This is a genomic window from Mitsuaria sp. BK037 (assembly GCF_014193045.1).
Lineage (GTDB): Bacteria > Pseudomonadota > Gammaproteobacteria > Burkholderiales > Burkholderiaceae_C > Roseateles.
The window spans coordinates 887,926-908,582 of record NZ_JACHYS010000003.1 but is presented as its reverse complement, the minus strand read 5'-3'; the positions used below and the strand labels follow the sequence as shown (position 1 = coordinate 908,582).

Here is a 20,657-nt window from a genome sequence, read left to right as displayed (position 1 = left end):
GCCGGTACAACAAACAGCCGGACGCACGGCGTCAGCCTTCTCGGAACATGGTGCATCAAGCGTGTCGGATTGCACGCATGCGATTACGTACTCGCAAACCCGGAGCGCGGCGTTCAGCGTGGTGTCAGGTCTGTGGACGTGCCGCCGGCACGCGCCACTGCGGTGCGCGCGTGGCTCGCCGGACTCAGGCGTCGGCGGCGCGCCCGCGCGCCCGCAGGGCCCACGCGGCGATCACAGCCACCGCCAGCACCGCCATCGCGTACCCGCTCAGCGCGCCCCAGCCGCCGTGGTCCCAGAACCATCCGCCCATCGCGCCGAGCGTGCTGGAGCCGAGGTAGTACGCGAGCAGGTAGAGCGAAGCCGCATGGCCCTTGCTGCGTCCGCCGAGCGCGCCGACCCAGGCGCTGCTCACCGAGTGCGCGACGAAGAAGCCGATCGTCAGCAGCACGATGCCCAGGATCACCGCCGGCAGCCAGGCCAGCAGCGTGAGCCCCACGCCCGCCGTCGCCAGCGCGATGCCCGACAGCAGCGCCGGCGCCCGCCCGAAGCGGTCGGACAGACTGCCCGCCGTCGCCGACGCGGCAATGCCGAAGAGGTAGGCGCAGAAGATCAGCCCGATCGCGCTCTGGCTCAGCGAGAACGGCGGCCTCATCAGCCGGAAGCCGGCGTAGTTGTAGACCGCGACGAACATGCCCATCATCAGGAAGCCCATCGCGAACAGCAGCGGCAGCATCGGATGCGTGAGATGCGCCCGCCACGTGGCCACATGCTCCGACAGCGTCACGCCGCGGCGGCGCACGAAGTGCTTCGATGGCGGCAGCAGCAGCCAGAAGCCGATCGCCGCGAGCAGCCCCAGCACGCTGACGATGAACAGCGCCGGCCGCCATCCGAAGGCATCGCTCAGCAGGCTCACCCCGACCCGGCCCATCATCCCGCCGAAGGCCGTGCCGCCGACATACTGGCCCATCGCCCGGCCCAGGCCCTTCGGATGGATCTCCTCGGCCAGGTAGGCCATCGCCACCGCCGGGACGCCGCCCAGCACCAGGCCCTCCAGCGCCCGCGCCACCAGCATCCCATGCCAGCCCGGCACCACCGAGGCGATCAGGTTGAGCAGCGCCGCCATCGCCATCGACCCGAACATCAGCCGCTTGCGGTCCATGCTCTCCGACAGCGCCCCGGCGCAGAGGATCGCGAACGCGAGCGCACCGGTCGCCAGCGACAGCGACAGCGCGCTTGTCGCCGCGCCGACCCGGAACTCCGCCGCGAACAGCGGCAGCAGCGGCTGCACGCTGTACAGCAGCGAGAAGGTGGTGAAGCCGGCCAGGAACAGCGCGAACGCGATGCGGCGGTAGGCGCGCGTGCCGGGCTCGGCGTGCTCGCCGTGCGGGGCAGCGGCGGGCGCCGGGCCCGGGGAACTGCTCATCGGGAGGTGGGCAGGCGGTGGCCGCTCAGCGGCGGCCGAACATCATCTGCCCGGCCAGCGCCCGCTTGAGCGGCGGCATCGCCTGCAGCGCCGCCAGGCCGAGCCCGCGCGCCGCCGGCAGTCCGGGCCAGCGCCAGGCGAAGGTGCGGGCGAGGAAATCGGTGGTCAGGATCGTCGCCCAGCGGTCCGGCGCGCGCTGCCACTCGACGCGCCGCAGCGCCTGGTCGACCTGCGGATCGCGCCGCAGCGCCTCGACCAGCGCGAAGGCGTCGCGCAGTCCCAGGTTCAGGCCCTGCCCCGCCACCGGATGCAGCGTCTGCGCCGCGTTGCCGATGCGGATGCGGCGGCCCTCCACCAGCGTGCGTTCGGCATTCAGGCCGAGCGGGAAACACTTCAGCGGACTGATGCCCAGCAGGCGGCCGACGCGATCCGGCAACTGCTGCTGGATCACCGCCAGCCGCTGCGCGTCGCTCAGGCCCTCGACCTCGTCCTCGTCCTGCGGCTGGCACCAGACCAGCGCGGCGCGGCGCTGGCCGTCGCGGTCGGGCAGCGGCAGCAGCGCCAGCGGCCCGCGCCGCGTGAAACGCTCATAGGCCACGCCCACCGGGCTGTCCGGCGCCAGCGTCACCGTGCCCACCCAGGCGTTCTGCCGGTAGTCGCGCGTCAGCGACTTGCGGGCCTGCTCGGAGAACACGCCGCCCTCGGCCACCACCGCCAGGTCGAAGCGCTCGGCGATGCCGGCATCGATCTCGATCTCGTCCGGCCGGTCCTGCTTGAGGCCGTCCACCGCCTGGCCGAAGCGGCTGACCAGCCGCCGCGGCTCCAGCGCGCTGGCCTGCTGCCAGGCGGCCTGCAGCGGCGCGACCAGCTGGCCGTAGGCCAGCACCGCGCCGAGTTGCGGCACCGCCTGCTCGGCGGCGCTGATGCGGACCTCGGGCTCGCCCGAGGGACCGAACCAGGGGCTGGAGAGCGTCGGCGGCGCCTGGCTCACATGGACTTCGCGGATCGGCTGCGCCTGCGCCGCCGGCCACACGCGCAGGCGCTGCAGCAGCTGCATGCTGCCCAGCGACAGCGCCAGCGTGCGCGGATCGCCGGAGACATCGCGCTCCAGCGGCCGGGCGTCGAAGAGGCTCACCTGCGCCTGCGGCAGGTAACGCGCGGCCAGCAGCGCGAGCGCGAGCCCGGCCGGTCCCGCGCCGATCACGGCCAGACGCAGCGGCGGGGCCTGGCCGTCGAAGGCGGCGTCGAAGGCATCGGGCGCCGTCGAGGCGGAATGAGCGGCGGAGTCTGGAGCTTGGGACATGACGTCGACCCGGGAAAACTGGTGCCGGCCGCGTCAGGCGGCCGGCTGCGGACGACTATAGCGCCGGCCCTTTCGCCGTGGCTCGGCGGGATCGCAGCGGCTTGCGCCAGCGCGCATCGGCGCGCGAAGGCCCGCGACCGGGCGACGGCCGCCGGTCACACCGCGACCAGCCTGCGCTGTCCCGCGCCCGGCAAGGTGCGCAGCGACTGCGCCAGCGACGCGGTGTAGTCGCGGCTCAGGATGGTGCTGACGAAGATCCAGTCGCAGCGACACTCGGCCGCCGTGGCGGTGATCACCATGTAGCCGCGTCGCGAGGTGTCCGCGTAGACCAGCGGTCCGATCAGCTGCGTCAGCGCGCCGGCAAGCTGCTGCGGGTCCTCGTTGGGCAGGTACTCCTCGAAGCCCGGCGAGGTCACCGAGGAAGTCGCGAACTCGACTCCGACCTGGCGGTTGGCCCCGTCCAGCAGGTCGTTGGCCCAGGCGTTGTGGGTGTCGCCCGCCAGCACGACCAGGTTCTTGTCGAGCTGGCGCGCCGCACCCAGCAGCGTCTCGCGGGCGACCGGGTAACCATCCCAGGCATCGAGGTTGTAGGGGAGGCTGGGCGCGTTCAGCACCGCCTGCTCCTGCGGCGTCAGGCTGGCCGGGTCGTTCTGCGCCTTGGCGACGATGGCCGCGTACTGCGACACGGTCACGCCGGTGCCGGGCGCATTGGCCTCGAAGAGGATCGGCGACGGGATGTCCATCCGGCCCATCAGCACCTGCTGCCCCAGTACCTGCCAGGTCGCCGTCGATGCCTGCAGGCGCGCCTGCAGCCACTCCTCCTGCGTCGTGCCCAGCAGCGTGCGGTCGGCGCGGGCCATGTCGGCCTGGAACCGGCCGCTGTCCAGGCCCGAGGCGCCGAGGTAGTCCGCGTAGTCCAGCTGCTCGCTGCGCGCGATCACCCGCGTGTCCAGCATGTGCAGCGACATCAGCGAGCCGAAGTCGAAGCCGCGGTAGGTCGTCAGCGGATCGGCGCCATCGCGCACCGGCAGCCACTCGTGCCAGGCCTGCACCGCGGCGGCCCGGCGCGCGGCGAAGTCGCCCTCGGTCGCCGGCTGGTGGTTCTGCGCGCCGCCCCGCCAGGCGTCGTTCGCGATCTCGTGGTCGTCCCACACGGCGATCATCGGCAGCAGCGCGTGCAGCCGCTGCAGGTCGGCGTCCGAGCGGTACTGCGCGTAGCGGCGCCGGTAGTCCGCCAGGACCACGATCTCCTGCTGCGGCTCGACCACCCGGCCCAGCGCCTGGGCGTTGCCGCTCGCGTACTGGCCAGGGCCGTATTCGTAGAGGTAGTCGCCCAGGTGCACGGCGAGGTCGTAGCCCTCGGCCTCGGCGCGTTTGGCGGCCTCGGCGTAGACGTTGAAGTAGCCGGTCGGATAGTTGGCGCAGGAGAACACCGCCAGCTTCGCCTGCGCGACATTGCCGCTGGGCAGCGTCTTCGCGCGGCCCACGGTCGACACCGCCTGGTAGGCCTTGAAGCGGTACCAGTAGCGCGTGCCCGGCTGCAGGCCGGTGGCATCGACCTTGACGCAGAAGTCGCCGGCCGCGCGCGCGGCCGCGCCGCCGCTGGCCACGAGGGTGCCGAAGGCGGCGTCGCTGGCCACCTCCCAGGTGACCGGCACGTCGCGCGTGTCCGCGGCGTCCTGCGCCAGCACGCGGGTCCAGAGGATGACCCGATCGCCCAGGGGATCGCCGCTGGCCACGCCGTGGCTGAACACGACCGCGACGCGCGGGCCGCCGTCGTCCCCGCCATCGCCATCGCCGCCACCGCAACCGGCCAGCGGCAGCCCGGCCAGCGCGCCGGCGGCCAGCGCGCCGCGCACCAACTGGCGGCGGGCGTGGTCGACGGTCTCCGCCGGCGAGGCGGCCTCGTCCTTCTTGATCCAGTTGAGCAGGGGTGTCTTGGTCATGGTCGGTGCCGCCTCTCGCACAAGCCGTCCCCGCCCTCCGGGGCATTCGGCATGCCGCGCCACCACCGCGCGGTGCGTCCGCTACCCTTGCGCCCCGACCCGAACCACGCACGAGGAAAAGCGCATGCAATACCGTCGACTTGGCCGCAGCGGCCTGCAGGTGTCCGAACTGTCCCTGGGCTCCTGGGTGACGTATCACAACCAGGTCGACACCGGCTCGGCCGTCGAGATGCTGGCCGCCGCGCGTGACGCCGGCATCAACTTCTTCGACAACGCCGAGGCCTACGCGCTGGGCAAGAGCGAGGAGATCATGGGCCAGGCCTTGCGCCAGCTGGGCTGGGGCCGCCACACCTACGTCGTCTCGACCAAGTTCTACTGGGGCATCGACAAGTCGGGCACGACCGTCAACTACAAGGACACGCTGAACCGCAAGTACCTGATGCAGGCCATCGATGGCTCGCTCAAGCGCTTCGGCCTGGACGAGATCGACCTGGTCTACTGCCACCGCCCCGACCCGCACACGCCCATCGAGGAGACGGTGCGCGCGATGAGCGACATGATCACGCAGGGCAAGGCGCTGTACTGGGGCACCAGCGAATGGAGCGCCGACGAGATCCGCGCCGCCTGGGAGATCGCCGAGCGCCACCACCTCCACAAGCCGGTGATGGAGCAGCCCCAGTACCACCTGTTCCACCGCCAGCGCGTCGAGAAGGAATACGCCCGCCTGTACGAGGACATCGGCCTGGGCCTGACGACCTGGAGCCCGCTGGCGTCCGGCCTGCTGACCGGCAAGTACCGCGACGGCATCCCGGCGGGCAGCCGCGGCGCGATGGAGAGCATGTCCTGGCTGCGCGAGCAGCTGCAGGAGCCGCAGCGCAATGCCGCCGTCGGCGAGCTGGCCACGATCGCGCAGGAACTGGGCTGCACGCTGGCGCAGCTGGCCATCGCCTGGATCAACCGCAACCCGCGGGTCTCCACGGTGATCCTGGGCGCGAGCCGGCTCTCGCAACTGCAGGACAACCTCGGCGCGCTGGCCGTCACGCCGCGGCTCACGCCGGAGATCCTCGCGCGCATCGACGCCATCACGCTCCCGCTGGCGAAGTAGGCCCATGCCGCCTCGCCAGGCGTGCCCGCCGCACCGCGGCGCGCCGTCGTCGGGGTTTATCCGCACACCGCCCGCCAAGCCCCCCATTGACGGGGCTCGTCTGTCGCGCCGCTGCCGCAACCGCGGAGAAGGGCGCCGCTAGCATCCCCGGCGATGCTGCGACGACGTGCCCTGCCCCTGCTGCCGAGCCTGTGCGCCGCCGTCGCGCTGGCCCTGGCCGTCGCGCCGGGCGGCGTCGCGGCGCTGCCGGACGCCCCCCTGCCGGAACGGGCCGCGCCGGCGGCGGTGCCGCTGCTGGCCGAGCCGCGCTTCGAGACCGTCGGCATCGACGCCCCGGTGCCGCTCAACGTGATCTCCGCGCTGGCGCAGGACCGCGCCGGCTTCCTGTGGATCGGCACCGGCGCCGGCCTGGTGCGCTTCGACGGCTACCACTTCCGCCAGCCCGGCGCGCCGCTGGAGAACGGCGTGCGGTCCGCCCGCAGCCTGGGCTTCATCCGCTGCCTGCTGGTGGCGCGCGACGGCCGCCTGTGGATCGGCACCGAGGCCGACGGCCTGGCCGCCTACGACCCGCAGAGCGAGAAGCTGTCGCTGTTCCGCTCCGATGCCAGCCCGCAGCAGCCGCAGGGCGCGGTGTCGGCCGGCACCATCCGCGCGCTGGCCGAAGACCGCGACGGGCAGCTGTGGATCGGCACGATCGGCCACGGCCTGGACCGTTACGACCCGGTCGAGGGCCGCTTCCAGCACTTCCGCCACCAGCCCCGGCAGGCCGGCAGCCTGCCCGACGACCGGGTCCAGTCACTGGCGATCGACCGCGAGGGCTCGCTGTGGGTCGGCACCTGGCGCGGCCTGGCGCGCAAGCGCGCCGGTGAAGACGCCTTCGAGCCGGTGTTCTCGACGCCGGGCCGTCCCGGCCTGGCCGGCAAGATCGTGCTCAGCCTGTTCGAGGCGCCCGACGGCCGGCTCTGGGCCGGCACCCAGCAGGGCGACCTCGCGCTGATCGATCCGAAGACCGGCGAGGGCCGGATGCTCGAGCGCGCCGAGGACGCCGTCCACGGCTCGGTCAACAGCTTCGTCGCGGTGGATGAACGGCATGTCTGGCTGGGCCGCAACGGCGGGCTGGAGTTGCGCGCGACGGCCGACGGCGCACTGCTGCGGGTGATGAAGCACGATCCGCTCAATCGCGACAGCCTGGGCGGCAACGAGGTCCGCGCACTGATGCGCGACCGCGCCGGCTGGATCTGGACCGGCGGCTACGGCGGCGGCCTGCAGCGCCACAACCCGGCCAACACCAGCACCTGGGTGCGCGGCCGCGACCCGGGCCAGCTGCCGCAGCTGGTCGACCCGAGCACGCGCGCGATGGTGCAGCTCGACACCGGCGAGATCTGGCTGGGCAGCAACGAAAGCGGCGTGACGGTGCTCGACGAGCAGCTGCGCTCGATCGCGACGCTGCGACCCGCGCCCGGCCAGCGCGGCGGGTTGTCGGGCGGACGCATCTCCAGCTTGGTCCAGATGAAGGACGGCAGCGTCTGGCTGGGCAGCGATGGCGGCCTGCACCAGTACACCCGCGACCGCCAGCTGCTGCGCGTCATCCAGGCCGGCACCGGTCGCGCGCGCCGGCTCCTGGCGGGCCGCGACGGCACGCTCTGGATCGGGACGCAGGACGGGCTCTATCGGCTGCCGCCGGACGCCGGCCCGCAGGCCGCGCCGGAGCGCCTGCGCCAGGACGGCGGCCAGCCGCTGACGGGCGACGTCAACGCCCTGTCCGAGACCGCCGACGGCGGCCTGTGGGTCGGCACCGAGAAGGGGCTGTACCGGTTCGCGCCGGGCGCCAGGGAACTGATCGCGGTACGCGCCCAGCCGGGGCGCGACCTGAGCCATCACTCGATCGTCGGCCTGCTGGTCGATTCGCGGCAGCGCCTGTGGGTGGACACCGCGTCCGGCCTGCACCTGCTGGCGCGCTGGGACGGCCGCGAGGCGGCGTTCGAGCGCATCAGCGAGAAACACGGCGTGATCGGCCGGGCCTTCGGCGCCAACCTGCTCGAGGACCGCGACGGCCGCATCTGGACGCAGAGCTTCGTCTACGACCCGGCCAAGGACAGCTACTACGAGCTGACCAACGCGGATGGCGTCGACATCGGCACCGGCTGGTTCCGCGCCTACCTGAAGACGCGCGACGGGCGCCTGCTCTTCGGGGGCAGCAAGGGCGTGCTGGTGGTGACGCCGGAGCGCTTCGAGGCCTGGACCTACCAGCCGGCGCTGGTCGCGACCGAGTTGCGGGTCGACGGTCAGCGCCTGGGCGCGGGCCGTCTGCCGGAGGAAGGACTGACCCTGACCGCGAGCAACCGCAGCTTCAGCGTCGAATTCGCCGCGCTCGACTTCAGCGAGCCGCAGCGCAACCGCTACGCCTACCAGCTCGAAGGCTTCGATCCGGAATGGATCAGCACCGGCGCCGACCTGCGCGTGGCGGTCTACACCAACCTCGATCCCGGCCGCTACCGGCTGCGGGTGCGCGGCACCAACCGCAACGGCGTCTGGAGCCCGCTGGAGCTCAGCATCCCGGTGCGCGTGCTGCCGGACTGGTGGCAGACCTGGTGGGCCCGCACGCTCGGTGGCGCGGCGCTGATCGCGCTGGTCTATGCGCTGGTGGCGCTGCGCACGGCCTACCTGCGGCGCTCGCAGCTGGCGCTGGAGATCAAGGTGAAGGCCCGCACCGCGGAGCTGGAGCGGCTCTCCGCCGACCTGCAGGCCAAGAGCGTGGCGCTGGAAGAGTCCAGTCTGTCGGATCCGCTCACCGGCCTGCGCAACCGGCGTTTCCTGACGCAGCACATCGAGGCCGACGTGGCGCTCGCGGTGCGTCGTCACGAGCAGGCGCGCGACGACGGCTATGCGCCGCCCGACGATGGCGACCTGATCTTCTTCCTGCTCGACCTCGACTTCTTCAAGGCGCTCAACGACCGCCTCGGCCACGCGGCGGGCGACGCGGTCCTGCAGCAGATGCGCGGCCGCCTGACCGCCGTGTTCCGCGAGGCCGACTACCTGGTCCGCTGGGGCGGCGAGGAGTTCCTGATCGTGGCGCGTGGCACCTCCCGCCGGCATGCGGCCGAGCTCGCGGAGCGCGCGCGGCTGCAGGTCTGCGGCGCGCCCTTCGAGCTCGGCGAGGGCCGGCAGGTGGACGTCACCTGCTCGGTGGGCTTCGCGGCCTTCCCACTGTCGCCGGCGCTGCCGCGCGCGCTGGACTGGGCCGCGACGGTGGCCCTGGCCGACGAGGCGCTGTATGCGGTCAAGCGCGCCGGGCGCAACGGCTGGGAAGGCGTGACCGGCATCGCCGGGGCCGTTCATGGTGTCGACGTCGCAGGGCGCTTTGCGCCGGACGTGACGGAGCTCGAGGGCGCATTGCGCCAGCGTTCGCGCGGATCGATGGCAGACTGGCTGGCCAGCGGCGACCTGAAGGTCGTGCGCTCTTCGCCGCCGGCCGATGCCGGAGCCGCCGTCGCGCGGCCGATCGACGCCGGCAAGTCCTGACCCTGGACGCTCGCCGCGCTGGTCCCCGCAGGGGCGGACCCGCCAATTGCCGAGCGCTGGATGAGAACGGCACGAGCGCGGCAAATGGCGCTCCCGCCGAGTGCCGATGACCGGCAATCGGTAAAGCCGACAAGTAAAGGCTGCCAGCGCCTGCCCCGGCTTCGCTCCATGGCGACCGGAATGGCCCGATGATCGGGGGCTTCCCCCGGCCGGATTGGCCGCCGTCCACGAATCGAGGAGAACCTTCGTTTTGATGAACGACCTTGCGAACTTCCTGCAGTTCAGCGCCTGGCCGCCGCGCCCGGACTGGCTGTTCTGGGCCTCGCTGACCATGGTGGCCGCCGGCGTGCTCGGCGAATTCGTGAACCGCCGCCTGGGCCTGCCGCGCGTCGTCGGCTACAGCGTCGTCGGCATGATCCTGGCGGCGCTGGGCCATGGCATCTTCGCCAACGGCGCGCTGGACGCGCGCTTGCGGCTCGTCGTCGACCTGGCGCTGGCGCTGCTGCTGTTCGAGATGGGCTCGCGCGTGAACCTGCGCTGGCTGCGCAACAACAAGGCGCTGCTCGGCGCCAGCGCGGCCGAGGCCGCGGTCAGCTTCGTCGTCGTCGGCTACGGCCTGACGCTGCTGGGCGTGAGCCCGCTGGTGTCCATCAGCTGCGCGGTGCTGACGATGGCCTCGAGCGCCGCGGTCGTCGGCCGCGTCGGCGCCGAGCTGCGCGCGGCCGGCCAGGTCAGCGAACGCATGCTGGCGCTGACCTCGCTGAACACGATCTACGGCGTGCTCGCGCACAAGCTGCTGCTGGGCTGGCTGGCGCTGGACCAGAAGGGCGACTGGCTGGAGGCCGTCGCGCAGCCGCTGTATGCCTTCGTCGGTTCGGTGATCGTCGCGGCGCTGCTGGCGCGATTGACGGCCGGCCTGATGCGGCGGCTGGACCTGCGCAACGAGAACTCGGTGCTGATGCTGCTGGGCCTGGTGCTGGTGGCGCTGAGCGTGGCGCGGGTGCTGAACCTGTCGACGCTGCTGGTGCCGCTGCTGGCCGGCATGATCCTGCGCAACACCACCGAGCGGCCCTGGGTCTGGCCGCGCCACTTCGGCACCGCCGGTGGCGTGCTGGTGCTGATGCTGTTCGTGGCGGTGGGTTCCGCCTGGACGCTGCAGGCGCTGGCCGCGGGCGCGGTGCTGGCGCTGGCCCTGCTGCTGCTGCGCCTGTTGGCCAAGGCGATCGCCCTGACCGGCATGGCGCGGCTGAGCGGCATCGACACCCGCCAGGGCGTCGCGCTGGCGGTGTGCCTGAGCCCGGTGTCGGGCACGATGCTGGTGCTGTTCAGCGAGGTGCAGCTGCATCACCCGCAGACCGCCGCGCTGCTGGCGCCGGTCATCCTGTCCACGATCGCGCTCATGGAGCTGGTCGGACCGATCGCCGTGCAATGGGGCTTGCGCCTGGCCGGCGAGCATCACCCTGAAACCCCTGTGAAGGAGGCTGCGAAGCGATGAGCCTCGAACCATTCGCCACATCCAAGCCCTTGACGATGGGCGTGGAGCTGGAGCTCCAGATCGTCAACCGTCACGACTACGACCTGATGCCGGGGTCCAAGGACCTGCTGCGCGTGATGAAGGGCGAGACCCTGCCCGGCGATGTCACGCCGGAGATCACCGACTCGATGATCGAGCTCTGCACCAACGTCTGCACGAACTACGAGCAGGTGCTGGAGCAGTTGACGATCACCCGCGACGCGCTGGTGCGCAGCGCCGACAAGCTCAACCTCGGCCTGTCGGGCGGCGGCACGCATCCCTACCAGCACTGGAGCAAGCAGCGCATCTTCGACAAGCCGCGCTTCCAGGAGATCTCCTCGCTCTACGGCTACCTGAGCAAGCAGTTCACCGTCTTCGGCCAGCACGTGCACATCGGCTGCGAGGGGCCGGACCATGCGCTGCGGCTGCTGCACGGGCTGTCGCGCTTCATCCCCCACCTGATCGCGCTGTCGGCCTCCTCGCCCTACGTGCAGGGCAACGACACCGGTTTCCATTCGGCGCGGCTGAACTCCGTGTTCGCGTTCCCGCTGTCGGGGCGCGCGCCCTTCGTGCTGACCTGGGACGACTTCCTGGTGTTCTTCGAGAAGATGACGCACACCGGCGTCGTGAAGAGCATGAAGGACTTCTACTGGGACATCCGTCCCAAGCCCGAGTACGGGACGATCGAGGTGCGGGTGCTCGACACGCCGCTGACGATCGAGAAGGCCTCGGCGCTGGCCGCGCTGATCCAGTGTCTGGCGCGGTGGATCTCTCATGACCAGCCGTTCGCGCTGCACGAGGACGACTACCTGCCCTACACCTTCAACCGCTTCCAGGCCTGCCGCTTCGGACTGGACGGCACCTTCGTCGACCCGAAGAGCGGCGAGCACCGCAGCCTGCGCGAGGACCTGAACGTCACGCTGCATGCGCTGGAGCCGCACGCGGCGGCGCTGAAGGCCGAGCCGGCGCTGCGCTACGTGCGCGAGGAGATGCGCTGGCAGGGCAACGACGCGACCTGGGCGCGCGGCGTGGTGGAGAAGGAGCAGTTGCTCAACGAGCTGGTGCGCCAGCAGTGCGAGCGCTGGGCCGGTCGGCCGGTGGCGAACGCGCGCTGAGCGCCGGCCCTCACCGAGGTGAGGGCCGCGTGTTCCTGAATGCCTGGGGACCGCCGTGGCGGGGCGGATCAGCGAGCTGTCGTCGCGTTCGCGTGTCGCTTCACCACGGCCTGAAGCGCTTTCCACGAAGTCTCATCGGCGAAAAAGCTTCGCGGGAGAAAGTACGCGCACAGCGGCGTGTAATAAAGCAGGACCAGTTGATCATCGATCTTGTATCCCGTGATCTTGGTCCACGGCAGCTCGGCGGTCACAAACTCAGTCTTCAATCGCAGGCCGGCGGTCCCGACCTCTCCGCTGGTCCGGCCTTGCAGCTTGAGGTGGGACTTCCACTGCCAACGCTCGACCGCCTTGATCGCCCAGGCGGCGATCAGCAGCAACAGTCCCATAGGCAAGAGCTGGAATACGAATTCGCCTGGATCGTTGCGGGCGGCGTCGATGTCGATGTTCCAGAACATCAGGACCGGAAACGCGATCGTCCAGATGAATGCTGGCCGGCCCCACCACGGCAACAGGCGGCGCCGGACATGGCGATATTCGGGCCAAGTGATTTCGCCTTCGAAGCGAACGGGCTCATTTCCCATTGAGTTCTTCCAACTGATCCGGCGAACCCACGTTCGCCCAGGGCCCGGTGTAGAGCTCCGCGGTCACCGCGCGCGCCTGGATCGCGCGGTCCAGGCTGACGCGGATGCGCTGGTGCTCTCCTGGCTGCACGCCGTCGAAGAAGGCGCGCTTGTAGAGGCCGATGTTGCTGTAGACCTCGAGGTTGCCGTCGATCGTCGCGAAGCCGGCCGCGTCGATGCCGAAGTCTCCGGTCGGATGGCGCGGCTGCTTCGGCACGAACCACAGGTGCGCCAGCAGCGGGCTCGCGGCGAAGGCCGCGGCCTGGGCCGGATCGAAGACGAAGTCTGGGATGAAGATGTCGGCCGAGACTGCCCAGAAGGCCTCGTCGCCGTCGGCGCACAGCAGGTCCAGCGCCGTCGCGATGCCGCCGCCGGTCTCGAGTGCGCGGCCGTAGCGCGCGCCTTCGTGGCTGTAATGCAGCCGCAGGCCCCAGCGCGCGCCGTTGCCCAGCGTCGCCTCGAACTGCTCGTGCAGCCAGGCGGTGTTGATGACGATGTCGCGGATGCCGGCGCGGGCGAAGGCCTCGATGTGCCATTCGATCAGCGGCTTGCCGCGCACTTTCAGCAGCGGCTTGGGCGTGTGGTCGGTCAACGGCCGCATGCGCTCGCCGCGCCCGGCCGCGAGGATCATGGCTCGCATCGATTCACCAGAAAAATTAGCCGGCGAGTTTAAAGCGCGCCCTCTAGTGACCCGGAGCCGTAGCCCAGCTATGGCGAGGATTCGCAACAACGCGGAGCGGCCAAAGCGGCTTCGCGGCGGGTCACTAGAATGCGGGCTTTGCCCCACTCTCGCCCCAGACACCATGGCCGACACCGCCGCAGCTGCCGCTTCCACCCCGAACACCACCCAGATGGCCAACGCCATCCGTGCCCTGGCGATGGACGCTGTCCAGCAGGCCAACTCCGGTCACCCGGGCGCCCCGATGGGCATGGCCGAGATCGCTGTCGCGCTGTGGAAGCGCCACCTGCGCCACAACCCGGCCAACCCGCTGTGGCCGGACCGCGACCGCTTCGTGCTGTCCAACGGCCACGGCTCGATGCTGATCTACGCGCTGCTGCACCTGACCGGCTACGACCTGCCGATCGCGGAACTCAAGGCCTTCCGCCAGATGCACTCCAAGACGCCGGGCCACCCGGAAGTGGGCATCACCCCGGGGGTGGAGACCACCACCGGCCCCCTCGGCCAGGGCATCACCAACGCCGTCGGCCTGGCGCTCGCGGAAAAGCAGCTGGCCAAGGAATTCAACCGCGACGGCCACACCATCGTCGACCACCACACCTACGCGTTTCTGGGCGACGGCTGCCTGATGGAAGGCATCAGCCATGAAGCCTGCTCGCTGGCCGGCTCGTGGAAGCTGAACAAGCTGATCGCGATCTACGACGACAACGGCATCTCCATCGACGGCCAGGTCGGGCCCTGGTTCGGCGACGACACCGCCAAGCGCTTCGAGGCCTATGGCTGGAACGTCGTCGGCCCGGTCGACGGCCACGATGTCGACGCGGTGGACGCCGCCATCGCGCTGGCCAAGACCAGCAAGGACAAGCCCTCGCTGATCATCGCCAAGACCCACATCGGCAAGGGCAGCCCGAACCGGGCCAACACCTCCAAGGCCCACGGCGAGCCGCTCGGCGCCGAGGAAATCAAGCTGACCCGCGAGGCGCTGGGCTGGTCTCACGAGCCCTTCGTGCTGCCCGCCGAGGTCTACGCCGACTGGGACGCCAAGGCCGCCGGCACCGCGGTGGAAACCGCCTGGGACGACAAGTTCGAGGCCTATGCCACCGCCTTCCCCGAGCTGGCCGCCGAGTTCTCGCGCCGCATCGCCGGCGTGCTGCCGCCCAACTTCGCCGACGTCGCGGCGCAGGCCGTCATCGGCGCGCACGACAAGGCCGAGACCGTCGCCTCCCGCAAGGCCAGCCAGCTGGCGCTGGAAGCCTTCACCGCCGCGCTGCCCGAGCTGCTGGGCGGCTCGGCCGACCTGACCGGCTCCAACCTGACCAACACCAAGAGCACGCCCGCCTTCCGCCTGGAAGCCGACGGCAGCTCCAACGGCGGCCGCCACATCAACTACGGCGTGCGCGAGTTCGGCATGGCCGCGATCATGAACGGCGTCGCGCTGCACGGCGGCTTCATCCCCTACGGCGGCACCTTCCTGACCTTCAGCGACTACAGCCGCAACGCCATCCGCATGGCCGCGCTGATGAAGCAGCGCGTGATCCACGTCTTCACGCACGACTCCATCGGCCTGGGCGAGGACGGCCCGACGCACCAGTCGGTCGAGCACGTGTCCAGCCTGCGCCTGATCCCCGGCCTGGACGTCTGGCGTCCGGCCGACACGGCGGAAACGGCCGTCGCCTGGACCATGGCCCTGGCCAACGCCCAGCGCCCGAGCGCGCTGGCGCTGAGCCGCCAGAACCTGGTCTACCTGAAGAAGTCGGGCGAGGCCGTCGACGCCATCACCAGCGGCGGCTACGTGCTGAGCGAACCGGCCGACATCGGCCTGAAGAAGAAGGCGCAGGCGGTGCTGATCGCCACCGGCTCGGAAGTGCAGCTGGCCATCGCGGCGCAGCAGCAGCTGGCCGTGGCCGGCATCCCGGTGCGCGTGGTTTCGATGCCTTGCACCAGCTTGTTCGACCGCCAGGACGCCAAGTACAAGCAGAGCGTGCTGCCGGACGGCCTGCCGCGCGTGGCCATCGAGGCTGGCGTAACCGACCTGTGGTGGAAGTACGGCGTCTCGGCCGTGGTCGGCCTGGACACCTACGGCGAATCGGCCCCGGCCAACGTGCTGTTCAAGCACTTCGGCTTCACGCCGGAGAACGTCGCCGACACCGTCAAGGTGGTGCTCGGCAAGGCCCGGCTGAAGGGCTGATCGGCGCCCCGGGCCCAAGTGGGTCCCGTCGTCTCCCTCGAAGGGGTGCCTCTGGCACCCCTTTGTCGTTTCCACCCATCGGAGGCCGCCGAGTCCCCTGTTTCCTGACGGCCGCTTCACGCCGCCGCGCCTAGACTGCCCGCGCCCGCCAGCGACCCGCCCCACGAGCCGGCGCGCGGGCCCAGGGACAGGACAACACGGAGGACTCCCATGACTCGATCTCGTCTGGCCGCCACGGCCCTGCTCGGCCTGCTCGCCGCCTTGATCGCGCACGGGCCGGCACGGGCCCAGCAGAACGACATCTCGCCGCTTCCCGTCGACCCGGCCACCAGCCCGCTGCGCTGCCTGCAGCAGCCCGAGGCCCCGCTCGAGTACCCCGCCGAGGCGCGCCGCCTGCAGTTGGACGGCACCGTGCGCGTCGGCCTGGCGTTCACGGCGCCGGACCGGCCGCCGGAGGTCGAGGTCCTCGCCCGCTTCGCCGACGAGCGCTTCGTCAACGCGGTGCGCGAGCGCGTCGCCGCCTACCGCCTGCCCTGCCAGGCCGCCGCCCGCGGCACGGTGCGCGCGGTGCAGACCTTCGTCTTCCGCCTGCGGGAGCCGGTGCCGGTGCGCTGGTCCCAGCCGGTCGAGCTCCAGGACACCGACCGCGCCCGCGCGCTACGCGCCTGCCTGCGCACGCCGGACGACCAGCTGCAGGTCAATGCCTCGCGCTTCGACCAGAAGACCGTCGGCAACGTGATGGTCCGCATGACCTTCACCGCCCCGGACCAGCCGCCCGAGGTCCAGGCCCTGTACGCCTCCACCAGCGGCAACACGCAGGACGCGATCCTCGACCGCGCCCGCAGCTACCGCCTGCCCTGCCTCTCGGCCGAGGACCGGCCGATGAGCTTCGTCCAGCACTTCATCTACCGCAAGCACGACGCCGGACGCGCCAGCTTCAAGGACGAGGTCACGCTGGGCGAGTTCCTGTCCAACATCAAGGGCATCCGCCAGCAACAGGCCGAGTTCGACTTCAACACGATGAACTGCCCGTTCACCGTCGCCTGGACGCTGGGCAAGCCGGCGCTGGCCAACCGCGTCGGCGAGATCGGTACCGGGCGCGACCCCAACCGCGCCGAGTTCCTGGCCTGGCTGGCCGGCCTGGAGATGGACCTGACGCCGGATCGCTTCGAGCACCTGCTGGGCCGCATGATCAAGATCAAGGTCGCCTGCGGCACGCTGCGCCTGCAGCCGGCCACGGCAGCCGCCGCCGCGCCACCGGCGCCGTGATGTAACCGCGCGGCTCCGCGCGGTGAAACCCGGTAACCCGTTCGAAACGAGTGGGCGCGCCGATCTGTTCAAATCGTGCGTTTCCGGCGCCCGCGCCCGGCCCTCGTGCCGGGCCTCGCGGATGCACCGACCGAACACCTCCGCGGCACGACGTCCACTGGCTGGGCGACGCGCCCATGACGTCATCGATTCATTTCACTCGCAGGAGACTTTCCTCATGACCATCAAGATCGGTATCAACGGCTTCGGTCGCATCGGCCGCATGGTGTTCCGCGCCGCCGTGGCGAACTTCAAGGACATCCAGATCGTCGGCATCAACGACCTGCTGGAGCCGGACTACCTGGCCTACATGCTGAAGTACGACAGCGTGCACGGCCGCTTCGACGGCGATGTGGCGGTCGACGGCAACACCCTGATCGTCAACGGCCAGCGCATCCGCCTGACCCAGGTCAAGGACCCCGCCGAGCTGAAGTGGAACGAGGTCGGCGCCGACATCGTCGTCGAGGCCACCGGCCTGTTCCTGACCAAGGAAACCGGCGAGAAGCACCTGGCCGCCGGTGCCAAGAAGGTCATCATGTCGGCCCCGTCCAAGGACGACACGCCGATGTTCGTCTACGGCGTCAACCACACGACCTACGCCGGCCAGGCCATCATCTCCAACGCCAGCTGCACCACCAACTGCCTGGCCCCGCTGGCCAAGGTGCTGAACGACAAGTGGGGCATCAAGCGCGGCCTGATGACCACCGTGCACGCCACCACCGCCACGCAGAAGACCGTCGACGGCCCGTCCAACAAGGACTGGCGCGGCGGCCGCGGCATCCTCGAGAACATCATCCCCAGCTCCACCGGCGCCGCCAAGGCCGTGGGCGTGGTGATCCCCGAGCTCAACAAGAAGCTGACCGGCATGTCCTTCCGCGTGCCGACCTCCGACGTCTCGGTCGTCGACCTGACCGTCGAGCTCAACAACGAGGCCTCCTACAAGGAGATCTGCGCCGAGATGAAGGCCCAGAGCGAAGGCGCCCTGAAGGGCGTGCTGGGCTACACCGAGGACAAGGTGGTCGCCACCGACTTCCGCGGCGACCCGCGCACCTCGATCTTCGACGCCGAAGCCGGCATCGCCCTGGACGGCACCTTCGTCAAGCTGGTGTCCTGGTACGACAACGAGTGGGGCTACTCGAACAAGGTGCTGGAGATGGTCAAGGTCGTCGCCAAGTAAGCGACCTGGCCCCTTTCCCCGAAGCCCCGCCCCGGCGGGGCTTTTCATTTGTGCGCGTACCGTTGGCGTCCCGGATACGGCCCGTCACAACCGCCGCTGGGCGCCGAGTCGATTGGTGTGAGAAATCCCTCATCGCTATTGCTCTACTGCAAATGTGTCAGGGGATTAGTGATTTCTCGGTGATGGCCACCCTAAACTGGTTAGCCCAGTTTTGTGGAGCCGTCGCATGTCCGTGCTGTCTTTGCCCAAGCGCCTGGCCGCAGCCGTGGCCGTGTTCGGGTTGTTCGGAGCTGGCGGCGCCAGCGCGGTGACCGGGGCGGCGGTCCGCCCCGACCAGCAGCCCGATTTCGCCCGGGTGATCGTGCGCTTCAAGGCCCAGGCCGACGCGGTGAAAGCGCGCCCGCTGGCGACGCGGGTGACGGCCTCCGAGGCTCGCGACATCGCCCAGGTCCGCGGCACGACGCTGGGGCTGCGCCATGCCGCGTCCCTGCATGCCCGCCTCAGCCTGGACAGCCGCACCCACGTCTACACCGCCAGCGGCATGAGCTCGGCCGAGCTGGCGCGCCGGCTGGCCCAGGACACCGAGGTCGAGTCGGTCGAGGTCGACCGCTGGTGGCGGCATTTCTCGGTGCCCAACGATCCGCTGTACGCCACCGCCGCCTCGGCGGGCGTCACCGCCGGCCAGTGGTACCTGAAGGCGCCGGACGCGACGGTGGTCTCCTCGATCAACGCGCCTGCGGCCTGGGACCGGGCGACCGGCACCGGCGTCGTCGTCGCGGTGCTGGACACCGGCGTGCGCTTCGATCATCCCGACCTGAGCGGCCAGTTCGTCGGCGGCTATGACCTGGTGGGCTACAACCAGGGCGGCACGGCGACCTCCACCCAGATCGCCGCCGCCAACGACGGCAACGGCGCCGACAGCGATGCGAGCGATCCCGGCGACTGGGTCAGCCAGGCCGACATCGACTCGGGCGCGCTGGGCAGCACCTGCACGTCCGACGACATCGGCAGCAGTTCCTGGCACGGCACGCGGGTGTCGGGCCTGATCGCGGCGCTCACCAACAACGGCCAGGGCATGGCCGGCCTGGCCTACAACGCGAAGATCCTGCCGGTGCGGGTGCTGGGCAAGTGCGGCGGCTGGGCCTCCGATATCGCCGCGGGCATGCGGTGGGCGGCTGGCGTGGACGTGCCGGGCCTGCCGACGAATCCCAACAAGGCCAAGGTGATCAACCTCAGCCTGGGCGGCGACGGCAGCTGTGGCTCGACCTACCAGGACGCGATCAACGCCGCCTACAACGCGGGCGCGACGGTCGTGGTGGCAGCGGGCAACGGCGTCGAGAACGACGACCCGACCAAGGAAGGCGGCATCGCCGTCGGCACGCCGGCCAACTGCAACAACGTCATCGCGGTGGCCGGCCTGCGGCATGTGGGCACCAAGGTCGGGTTCTCCAACCTCGGACCGCAGGTGACGATCAGCGCGCCCGGCGGCAACTGCGTCAACACCACCGCCGGCAGCACCTGCCTGTATCCCATCCTGTCGACCAGCAACGCCGGCACGACGACGCCGGTGGCGGGCAGCGGCGCGTTCAACTACAGCGGCACGGGCACCAGCTTCTCGACGCCGCTGGTCAGCGCGACCATCGCGCTGATGCTGTCGAGCAATCCGGCGCTGACGCCGGCGCAGATCAAGGCGGCGCTGCAGAGCTCGGCCCGCGCGTTCCCGACGGCGAGCGGCGTCGCGCAATGCGTGGCCGGCAACAGCGCGCAGCCGCAGCTCGAGTGCAACTGCACGACCAGCACCTGCGGCGCCGGCATGCTGGACGCGAATGCCGCGGTCGCCGCGGTCGCGCCGACGACCAATACGCCGACGACACCCACGACGCCGACCGAACCCACGTCGGGTGGAGGTGGTGGCGGCGGTGGCGCGATGAGCGCCTTCTGGCTGGCCGCGCTGGTGCTGGCGATCGTGGCGCTGCGCTGGCCGAGGGCTGGCGTCAAAGGGCCCTCAACGCCCTAAAAGCCCTAAAGGTCCTGAGGGCCTCAACGCGCGGCGGCGCCCGAACCGGCTCCGTTGGTGGCGCTGGCGCCTGACCCGGCGGCGCTGGCCTCGGAGGCCGCCGTCGGCGCCTCGGCGGCGCAGTCCTTGCGCTTCTCGCCCCAGGGCGGGTTGGACAGCGCGTTCAGCTTGCCGATCTGCACGCCATCCAGGCGCGCCAGGCGCAGCGTCGTCTGCCGCAGCGGCTCCTGCAGCCGCAGCACGCGCAGGCCCTTGTAGTTGCGACGGGTCATCGCGTCGAGCGCCGCCTGCGCCGCCGCCTCGCTGTCGTGCTTGCTCAGCACCAGCGTCGGCTGCTCGTCGGGGAAGCCCTGCAGCGGCTCGAAGGCGATCCGAGCATTGCGGTAGGTCTCTTCCTTGCGCTCGCGGAAGTCCTTGCTGGGCATCTTGATCGTGGCCAGCGCCCACACGCCGCCGGTGTCGACCACGCGCGACTCGATCGCGGCGCCAGGCACGCCGGCCGAGGCCAGCGTCGCGTTCGCGCGCTTGAGCAGCTCGTCGCCGATCAGCGGTCCGAGCTCGACGCAGGTGCGCGTGGCCAGCTGCGTCACCGCCTGCTGGTTGAGCAGCGACAGGCGCTGCGGATTGACCTGCTGCTCCAGCCGCGGCGCGGTGGCGGCCGCCCCGCCGACCCAGCCCTTGTTCCACGCGAACACCAGCACATTGGCGACGAACAGCAGGACGACCGCGGCGCGCAGCATC

Annotated in this window: 14 protein-coding genes; 8 read left to right on the top strand and 6 right to left on the bottom strand. The window is 70.8% G+C overall.

Annotation, left to right across the window (positions count from 1 at the left end; translation table 11 throughout):
• Positions 1–184: 184 nt before the first annotated feature.
• The 3 genes from FHT37_RS20735 to FHT37_RS20725 all read right to left on the bottom strand — a co-directional run bounded on the left by FHT37_RS20735 (position 185) and on the right by FHT37_RS20725 (position 4,672).
• The gene (locus tag FHT37_RS20735; protein WP_183484022.1) at positions 185–1,423 is read right to left on the bottom strand and encodes an MFS transporter; all 1,239 of its coding nucleotides are present in this window, start codon (positions 1,421–1,423) and stop codon (positions 185–187) included.
• Between the two features lie 25 nt (positions 1,424–1,448).
• Positions 1,449–2,726, bottom strand: coding sequence for an FAD-dependent monooxygenase (locus tag FHT37_RS20730; protein ID WP_183484019.1), 1,278 nt, complete (start codon positions 2,724–2,726; stop codon positions 1,449–1,451).
• 155 nt (positions 2,727–2,881) lie between these two features.
• Positions 2,882–4,672, bottom strand: a complete 1,791-nt coding sequence (locus FHT37_RS20725; protein WP_183484016.1) for an alkaline phosphatase — start codon at positions 4,670–4,672, stop codon at positions 2,882–2,884.
• 124 nt (positions 4,673–4,796) lie between these two features.
• Here FHT37_RS20725 and FHT37_RS20720 point away from each other — a divergent pair, with 124 nt between their 5' ends.
• The 4 genes from FHT37_RS20720 (at position 4,797) to FHT37_RS20705 (ending at position 11,927) form a co-directional block, all read left to right on the top strand.
• Positions 4,797–5,777, top strand: a complete 981-nt coding sequence (locus FHT37_RS20720) for an aldo/keto reductase (RefSeq protein WP_091730919.1) — start codon at positions 4,797–4,799, stop codon at positions 5,775–5,777.
• Positions 5,778–5,930: 153 nt separating this feature from the next.
• Positions 5,931–9,299 (top strand): ligand-binding sensor domain-containing diguanylate cyclase, encoded by a 3,369-nt coding sequence (locus FHT37_RS20715; protein WP_183484013.1) that lies wholly within the window; start codon positions 5,931–5,933, stop codon positions 9,297–9,299.
• A gap of 253 nt (positions 9,300–9,552) precedes the next feature.
• Positions 9,553–10,794: a cation:proton antiporter gene (locus FHT37_RS20710; protein WP_255489866.1), complete on the top strand. Its 1,242-nt coding sequence runs from the start codon at positions 9,553–9,555 to the stop codon at positions 10,792–10,794.
• A complete protein-coding gene (locus FHT37_RS20705) occupies positions 10,791–11,927 on the top strand; it encodes a YbdK family carboxylate-amine ligase (protein ID WP_183484011.1) in 1,137 nt (378 codons plus the stop codon). The genes FHT37_RS20710 and FHT37_RS20705 overlap by 4 nt, the downstream gene beginning before the upstream one ends.
• A gap of 68 nt (positions 11,928–11,995) precedes the next feature.
• Here FHT37_RS20705 and FHT37_RS20700 read toward each other — a convergent pair whose 3' ends face one another.
• Both FHT37_RS20700 and FHT37_RS20695 read right to left on the bottom strand, forming a co-directional pair.
• Complete coding sequence (locus FHT37_RS20700; RefSeq protein WP_091730906.1) at positions 11,996–12,508, bottom strand: YcxB family protein; 513 nt, start codon at positions 12,506–12,508, stop codon at positions 11,996–11,998.
• On the bottom strand, positions 12,498–13,178 hold the full coding sequence (locus FHT37_RS20695) for a nucleotidyltransferase family protein (protein ID WP_255488910.1): 681 nt from the start codon (positions 13,176–13,178) through the stop codon (positions 12,498–12,500). Before FHT37_RS20695 ends, FHT37_RS20700 begins: the two co-directional genes overlap by 11 nt.
• A 172-nt stretch (positions 13,179–13,350) precedes the next feature.
• Between FHT37_RS20695 and tkt the strand changes: the two genes are divergently transcribed.
• From tkt to FHT37_RS20675, 4 genes are all read left to right on the top strand, one after another.
• Positions 13,351–15,414, top strand: a complete 2,064-nt coding sequence (gene tkt, locus FHT37_RS20690; protein WP_183484005.1) for a transketolase — start codon at positions 13,351–13,353, stop codon at positions 15,412–15,414.
• A 210-nt stretch (positions 15,415–15,624) separates the two neighbouring features.
• Positions 15,625–16,683 carry a hypothetical protein gene (locus tag FHT37_RS20685; protein ID WP_183484002.1) on the top strand — a complete coding sequence of 353 codons (1,059 nt, stop codon included), beginning with the start codon at positions 15,625–15,627 and terminating at the stop codon, positions 16,681–16,683.
• A 217-nt stretch (positions 16,684–16,900) separates the two neighbouring features.
• Entirely contained in the window at positions 16,901–17,899 is a 999-nt protein-coding gene (gap, locus tag FHT37_RS20680; protein ID WP_091730889.1) for a type I glyceraldehyde-3-phosphate dehydrogenase, read from the top strand.
• A 226-nt stretch (positions 17,900–18,125) separates the two neighbouring features.
• Positions 18,126–19,916, top strand: a complete 1,791-nt coding sequence (locus FHT37_RS20675; protein ID WP_183483999.1) for a S8 family peptidase — start codon at positions 18,126–18,128, stop codon at positions 19,914–19,916.
• Between the two features lie 23 nt (positions 19,917–19,939).
• Here the strand turns inward: FHT37_RS20675 and FHT37_RS20670 are convergent, their stop codons facing one another.
• Complete coding sequence (locus tag FHT37_RS20670) at positions 19,940–20,656, bottom strand: hypothetical protein (protein WP_091730881.1); 717 nt, start codon at positions 20,654–20,656, stop codon at positions 19,940–19,942.
• Position 20,657: the final 1 nt, after the last annotated feature.